At 43.0% G+C, this 6,229-nt stretch carries 9 protein-coding genes; 6 read left to right on the top strand and 3 right to left on the bottom strand.

Features of this window, described 5'->3' with window-relative positions; genetic code table 11:
• The 5 genes from nifM to VZ94_RS16120 all read left to right on the top strand — a co-directional run.
• The coding region (nifM, locus tag VZ94_RS16140; protein WP_045780012.1) for a nitrogen fixation protein NifM at nucleotides 1–829 on the top strand (829 nt) is incomplete at its 5' end.
• A gap of 94 nt (nucleotides 830–923) precedes the next feature.
• Nucleotides 924–2,204: an ATP-dependent Clp protease ATP-binding subunit ClpX gene (gene clpX / locus VZ94_RS16135; protein ID WP_045780009.1), complete on the top strand. Its 1,281-nt coding sequence runs from the start codon at nucleotides 924–926 to the stop codon at nucleotides 2,202–2,204.
• A gap of 210 nt (nucleotides 2,205–2,414) precedes the next feature.
• Nucleotides 2,415–3,026 carry a Grx4 family monothiol glutaredoxin gene (gene grxD / locus VZ94_RS16130; RefSeq protein ID WP_045780008.1) on the top strand — a complete coding sequence of 204 codons (612 nt, stop codon included), beginning with the start codon at nucleotides 2,415–2,417 and terminating at the stop codon, nucleotides 3,024–3,026.
• 3 nt (nucleotides 3,027–3,029) lie between these two features.
• On the top strand, nucleotides 3,030–3,467 hold the full coding sequence (locus VZ94_RS16125) for a SoxR reducing system RseC family protein (protein ID WP_045780007.1): 438 nt from the start codon (nucleotides 3,030–3,032) through the stop codon (nucleotides 3,465–3,467).
• A gap of 2 nt (nucleotides 3,468–3,469) precedes the next feature.
• Nucleotides 3,470–3,772, top strand: coding sequence for a hypothetical protein (locus VZ94_RS16120; protein ID WP_239650007.1), 303 nt, complete (start codon nucleotides 3,470–3,472; stop codon nucleotides 3,770–3,772).
• 82 nt (nucleotides 3,773–3,854) lie between these two features.
• Here the strand turns inward: VZ94_RS16120 and hemP are convergent, their stop codons facing one another.
• Together hemP and VZ94_RS16110 are read right to left on the bottom strand one after the other, a co-directional pair.
• Nucleotides 3,855–4,043, bottom strand: a complete 189-nt coding sequence (gene hemP, locus VZ94_RS16115) for a hemin uptake protein HemP (RefSeq protein ID WP_045780006.1) — start codon at nucleotides 4,041–4,043, stop codon at nucleotides 3,855–3,857.
• Between the two features lie 10 nt (nucleotides 4,044–4,053).
• On the bottom strand, nucleotides 4,054–4,332 hold the full coding sequence (locus VZ94_RS16110) for a hypothetical protein (protein ID WP_045780010.1): 279 nt from the start codon (nucleotides 4,330–4,332) through the stop codon (nucleotides 4,054–4,056).
• A gap of 463 nt (nucleotides 4,333–4,795) precedes the next feature.
• Between VZ94_RS16110 and VZ94_RS16105 the strand changes: the two genes are divergently transcribed.
• Nucleotides 4,796–5,269, top strand: a complete 474-nt coding sequence (locus VZ94_RS16105; protein ID WP_045780005.1) for a hypothetical protein — start codon at nucleotides 4,796–4,798, stop codon at nucleotides 5,267–5,269.
• A 38-nt stretch (nucleotides 5,270–5,307) separates the two neighbouring features.
• Here VZ94_RS16105 and ampD read toward each other — a convergent pair whose 3' ends face one another.
• Complete coding sequence (gene ampD, locus VZ94_RS16100; protein WP_045780004.1) at nucleotides 5,308–5,853, bottom strand: 1,6-anhydro-N-acetylmuramyl-L-alanine amidase AmpD; 546 nt, start codon at nucleotides 5,851–5,853, stop codon at nucleotides 5,308–5,310.
• Nucleotides 5,854–6,229 lie beyond the last annotated feature (376 nt).

The following is a 6,229-nucleotide window of genomic DNA, read 5'->3' as shown; positions in this document are numbered from 1 at the left end:
ACCCGAAGCTTATAATGTTCTAAGAGCATCGCTAGTGTTGTTTAAAAAATCACCTAGCGAATTAGCTGAAGCGGAATTAACACAAGTAATGCGTCAGGCTTCTAACGAATTTATCCTAGAAACCCGAGTATTAAATTCAGCGGAAGCCGCTTCGGTGGTTATTACTGAACAAGAGATTCAACGGGCGTTTGCTGAAATTCGCGCGCGTTACGACGAGGAAACTACATTTATCAGCGATTTGCATAAAAACGGCTTAGATGAAGACTCGTTACGCTCAGCTTTGCAACGGCAGTGTAAGGTAAATACCGTGCTAGATTTAGTCGGCAGCCGTTCGCCTGATGTTAGCGAAGTCGAAATCGGTATTTACTACCATCTGCACCCAGAGCAATTTCATCAACCTGAATTGCGCGAAGCTTGGCATATTTTTATCAGTATTAATCCAGACTATCCTGAGAATACTCGTGAAATGGCAAAAATGCGTTTATTAGAAATTGGTAGTAAGCTAAAGAAAAAACCGCACAAATTTGCTGATTACGCATTAAAACATTCAGAATGCCCAACTGCACTACAAGGTGGTTTATTAGGCTTAGTGCCACGCGGTAAGCTGTACCCAGAAATTGATGAGGTGTTGTTTACCTTAAAAGCGGGCGAAATTAGCGGGCTTGTCGAATCTGAAATAGGCTTTCATCTGGTGTTATGCAAGCAGATAAAAAAGCCCGAAACGCTATCACTGCAAAAAGCCGCACCCAAAATTAAACAATTAATTAAAGACCGTTCACGCCGGACATGCCAAAAAGCATGGCTGTCGTCGCTCAGCAAGGAATCTTAAACCCGGTTGCCCCCCAACCGACAACACCACGAAGTATGATTGCGTTGACCATGCAACTCATGCAGGCTATGCCAACCGACTAGGAGTTAAAGCGATGAGCATTAAAGAAATCAAACATTGTTCATTTTGTGGCGTCGAACAATCCGCGTCTATCCCATTAATTGCCGGTGCTGAAGGTTATATCTGCGGTGCTTGTGTTGCACTCGCGCACCAGGTTGTCAGCAATTGGAGCCGTAAAAAAGAGTTATCGCAAATGCAAGGCGAGTTACCCAAACCTTCTAAGATTAAAGAGCATTTAGACCAATATGTTATCGGTCAGCATTTAGCGAAAGAAATATTATCTGTTGCTGTTTACAACCATTACAAACGGTTAAAACATGAAAGTGGCGATGCCGGTTTAGGCGAATACAACAAGGATGTTGAAATCGGTAAATCAAACATTTTGTTAATCGGCCCATCAGGCACCGGTAAAACGCTACTGGCGAGTACCTTAGCTAAAATTGTAGGCGTACCGTTTGTGGTGGCCGATGCCACCACATTAACGCAAGCCGGTTATGTCGGTGAAGACGTAGAAAATATCTTAGTCCGCCTATTAGATGTTGCTGAAGGCAATATGGCGAATGCGGAATGGGGGATTGTTTACCTCGATGAAGTCGACAAAATCGCCCGCAGTCCCGAACAACCAACCGGCACGCGCGATGTATCCGGTGAAGGCGTACAACAAGCGTTATTGCGTTTAGTGGAAGGCTCACATGTTAAGCTACCGAATAAAGGCCGTAATAGCACTAAAGATGGTAGCGATTTAATCATGGATACTCGCAACATCTTATTTATCGCGGGAGGCTCTTTCCCTGGCTTAGAAAAACACGTGGAAAAGCGCTTAATACCGACTAACTCGGCTATCGGCTTCCATGCTGCCGTTAAGCAAACAACGGTTAAGCCAAGCTTAGAAGACATGCTCAACGAAACCCAGCCTAGCGATTTACGCAAATTTGGTTTAATTCCTGAATTTATCGGCCGCTTCCCGGTATTAGCACCGCTAGAGCCCCTCGACGTCGATGCGCTTATTCAAGTATTAACCGAGCCCAAAAATGCCCTAGTGAAACAATACCAACAACTGTTTGCTTATGAAGGCGTTAACTTAACCTTTGAGCAAGAAGCTTTGATTGAAATCGCTCAGAAAACCATAGAACGGGAGACCGGTGCGCGCGGTTTGCGCAGCATTATGGAACAAATCTTACGCAAAACCATGTTCGAAATTCCATCTATCGAGAATGTCGAAACCTGTGTTGTTGATGCCGATGCCGTCAAAGGCTACAGCGACATTAAACTGATTAAAAAAGATGACGACCCGCTCAGACAACAAGCGGGTTAATTGTTGTCATTCAAACTTACGCCTTTTTGGAACGCTTTATGTTTCAATCCACACCCAACCTCATCCGTCAAGTGACTCCCACTGGCGGATAGAGGCCAGTAGCCCCCACCGTAAATGGAGGTTGCTGCGGAAGATAAACAAACTCGCGTATCGTTGTCAAACTATAAAAATCTCCCTGAGGGGAAGGTTTCAGACCAGCAAGGAAATCTGATGAAAACTGAAGAAAAAATCCAGCAACAACTTACAACTAACCCGATTATTCTTTACATGAAAGGCGTACCGTCTCAACCTGAATGCGGTTTCTCAGCCAAAGCAGTAGGAATTTTAAATGAAACAAAATTTCAATACGCTTATGTCAACGTATTAGCCGCGCCATTTATTCGGGAAAAACTGCCTAGCATTTCCCGCTGGCCGACGTATCCGCAATTATTTGTCAATGGTGAATTAGTCGGTGGCTGCGATATTATTGAGGAGTTGTATAAAAAAGGGGAGTTAATTCCATTACTCGCCAGTGCTAATAGCGAAAAACCTGAAACGAGTGCTGAGCACTTAAGCGTTGCCGAAGTGCAAGCATTAGTGAAACAAGAACTGCCCGATGCTGAAGTCTTAGTCGACGGTGCGGGTTGTGATTTAGCGCTGACTGTTATTAGCAACGCATTTACTGATTTATCGCTAGTGAAAAAACAGCAATTGGTCTTATCAACGCTGACTGCACCGCTCGCCTCAGGTAAGCTTCACGCCGTTAGCGTTAAAGCCTTTACCCCGGCAGAATGGCAACAACAGCAATCTAGCCAAAGTGGTTTGCTGCAAATCAGCGTTTAACAGATGATTGAAGAAATTGCGATAGTAGTAAAAACTGATGAACAGCAAACCTGGGTAAATAGCTGCCCGGAAAGTGCGTGTGGCGGTTGCGCGCAAAAATCGGGTTGCACGAGTCATGCATTAAGTTCGGTATTGCGCAACCAGCCGATACCGGTTGATAGCGCAATTCCGTTGCATCCAGGTGACCACGTCGTCGTCGCCGTAGACGAGCAACTGCTGTTATGCGCAGCACTGGTCGTCTATGTCTTACCGTTATTGGCACTGTTTTTTGGCATTGTAATAGCCGACACGAGTTTACCGCCCACCTTACCCTATCGCGATCTCAGCTTAGCCGGACTAGGCCTTCTCGTGTTTTTAACCTGTTTAATCGTTATTAATCGGGTTCAACACGTATTCATTGTGAACGTCTACACCCGTCCTGTCGTGGTGAAAAAGCTTTAATTATGTACATGAATGTCTGGGCGATTGACAAAGACCCGCCAATAAAAGTGCTTCTGGTAGAACTCGTACATCGTTACGGTGAAAACACCTTAGCGATGATTAACAGAGAAAACCATTTTCAAGCGATAGAAATTTGCCCTGTAGGCAACCCTGAGCTATCGGCTTATGTTTACACCTTTGGTCAACGTCGGGGTTGTTACGGTATTGATTTAAAATATCCCATCGTAACCCATAACATCATCGGCGAAAACGAAGATCAAAGCCTAGAACATGTGCTGGAAATTATTGATACGCATTTGTTTTAGTTCTTAATGCCCCCGATTACAAGGCGATTCAAACTCATAAACGCTAAGCTGGCTGTCGCTTTAGATGGCTGGCGGAGTTCGTTTACTTAGTTAAAATCAATTTGTTATTACTGGTCAAGCGCAAGCGGTATTCATCATGGTTATGCTCTATGATGAGTTCCTGATGATTGCCTAGTAATTCTGTACTACTGACCCGCCGTCGATCTGGCATCGTTTCCTGCTCAACAATCACGACACTTTGCCGCTGATAATTAAAATCGCTTACCGTCATGGCCATCACCTCAATGATAATGTTTAGACTCTAGTGCCACTGAGTTCTTTTGTTCAAGCAATTGTTTCGTGACTAACTGCCAATGCTCTAATAACTGCTGATACATCTCCCGGCTACTGGTCACTAAGGTTAACTCAGGGTATGACAATAACAGGCTCAACCTTTGTACAATAAAATGCGCCAATTTAGGACAATGACGCCCGTTAATAAACTGCGTCATCGCATAACACGTAGACGCATGTAATTGAATCAAATCATCTCGATTCGCTAAATTTTGTTGATTTCGCATAAATACACCTAAAGTGTTCGCTAAAAAGTCTAACGCATGGTGGAACGCCATGCGTTAGATTGAGTGTAGCGAGAGGTCACGTCATCGCTGAGTTAAATGATAATTATTATCATTTACAAAATCAAGCCTTTTTCTCAACAAATTCTTCAGGTTTTCTGGTAATAATAACTTGAACTTTGGTATATCCTTTGAATAGATAGCTAAAAATAACTTAACTCATTGATAATAAAATAGTTACTAACAAACTAGCCGTAGGACTTAAAAAGTGATTTCGATTCGATTCTTATTGCTTTAGTAGGAATATTGCCTATAATCCAAGTTAATGCTTTTGTTACAAACCTAATAGGCTCATTAGTTTGTTTGTTTGTTACGCTAGCAGAGATGAGGATTATCGTGATTTATCAATGGAGTCATCGTTTATTGATTTTTAAACAAACTTACATCTAACACGAGGAATATAATCATGAAAACTTCAACACAACTAATACTTGCTTCGCTGCTTGCTTTTACCACTAGCCAAGCATTCGCTGTTATTAAATTAGCGGCGACTAGCCCTGGCAATTTTACTTTCAGCGTAGACAACACCGCGTTACCTTTAGATACCACCGGTGCAACTTCATTGACCTTTAAAACGGGCAAAGCGAATCAACGCGTCGCGATTGCCTATAACGCCGAATGCAGTTTTGAAAGCAAAGACGTGCAAGGCTGGATAGGGGTTGATGTTATTGTTGACGGCACGATTGTTGCGCCGTCTAACTCAGATGATGCGATGTGTTCATCAGATGGTGGCAATGTTCACAACTGGACCCGCCCAGTCATGAATGTGTTTTACGTCGTACCCGCTGCAGGAACACATACTATTGAAGTTAAAGCCCGTATTGGCTTTGGCACAGGCACTGGTTGGATGAGCGATAGCTCCTTATTAATCTGGCAATAATCCTTTATAGGTGGGTAGTTACGCTACCCACCTTCCCTCTAAGCACTTAGCATTGCTCGCAGTTTCTGCCAATCAAAGGACTCGCCAGGGTCGGTTTTGCGTCCTGGCGCAATATCGCTATGACCTACTATCGCTTGCTCAGATAACAAAGGATAAGTTTGCTTAAGACATTTGATTAGCTCAACCAAAGCTTGATATTGCGCTTCGGTATAAGCCACCGTTTCAATCCCTTCAAGCTCTATGCCAATAGAAAAATCATTACATCGCTCTCGTCCCTGATACATCGAAACTCCAGCATGCCAGGCTCTTTGGTTAAAGCCTACATATTGGGTATAAGAGCCATCACGTCGAATAAGTACATGCGCCGATACTTTTAAATTATGTATGCCAGCAAAATAATCATGCTGTTCAGGATTTAACTGATTTAAAAATAACTCATCGATAAAACCACCGCCAAATTCACCTGGCGGTAGGCTAATACAGTGAATCACAACCAACGCAATATCCTCAACGTCAGGTCTACTGTCAAAATTAGGCGATGGTATATGGCAGCAATCGGTTAACCAGTGATTAATGATTTTCATGATAATCCTACAAAATAAAAAACAGTTGGCAGAAGGTCCTCACTGTCATTAAGTTAGCTGTCATTGGCTCGAGGTAACGAGATTGTGTCCGTTACCCACTAGGTCGACAAGGCAGTCACCTGCACACTATGTTGTTGAATTAACATTAAATATAATTTAAACCTTTACAGCTTTAATAGATAATAAATTGATATTTAAGCATTTTTAATTTACAGATGTTAGTACATACAGCTTAAGTCAACAGTATTGGCCGTCCGGATGAGGTAAACGAATAAGGCGAAGCCTTAACGATAGGTGTTCATGCTCATCTTTACGGTGTCGACGCTGAAAAGAATTACTCGGCGTGAGATAAACAAACGCCTCTTTTTTTGCTTGA

It is taken from the genome of Methylocucumis oryzae (assembly GCF_000963695.1).
Taxonomy (GTDB): Bacteria; Pseudomonadota; Gammaproteobacteria; order Methylococcales; family Methylomonadaceae; genus Methylovulum; species Methylovulum oryzae.
The sequence above is the reverse complement of the archived record's forward strand: the minus strand, read 5'-3'. Positions and strand labels throughout refer to the sequence as shown.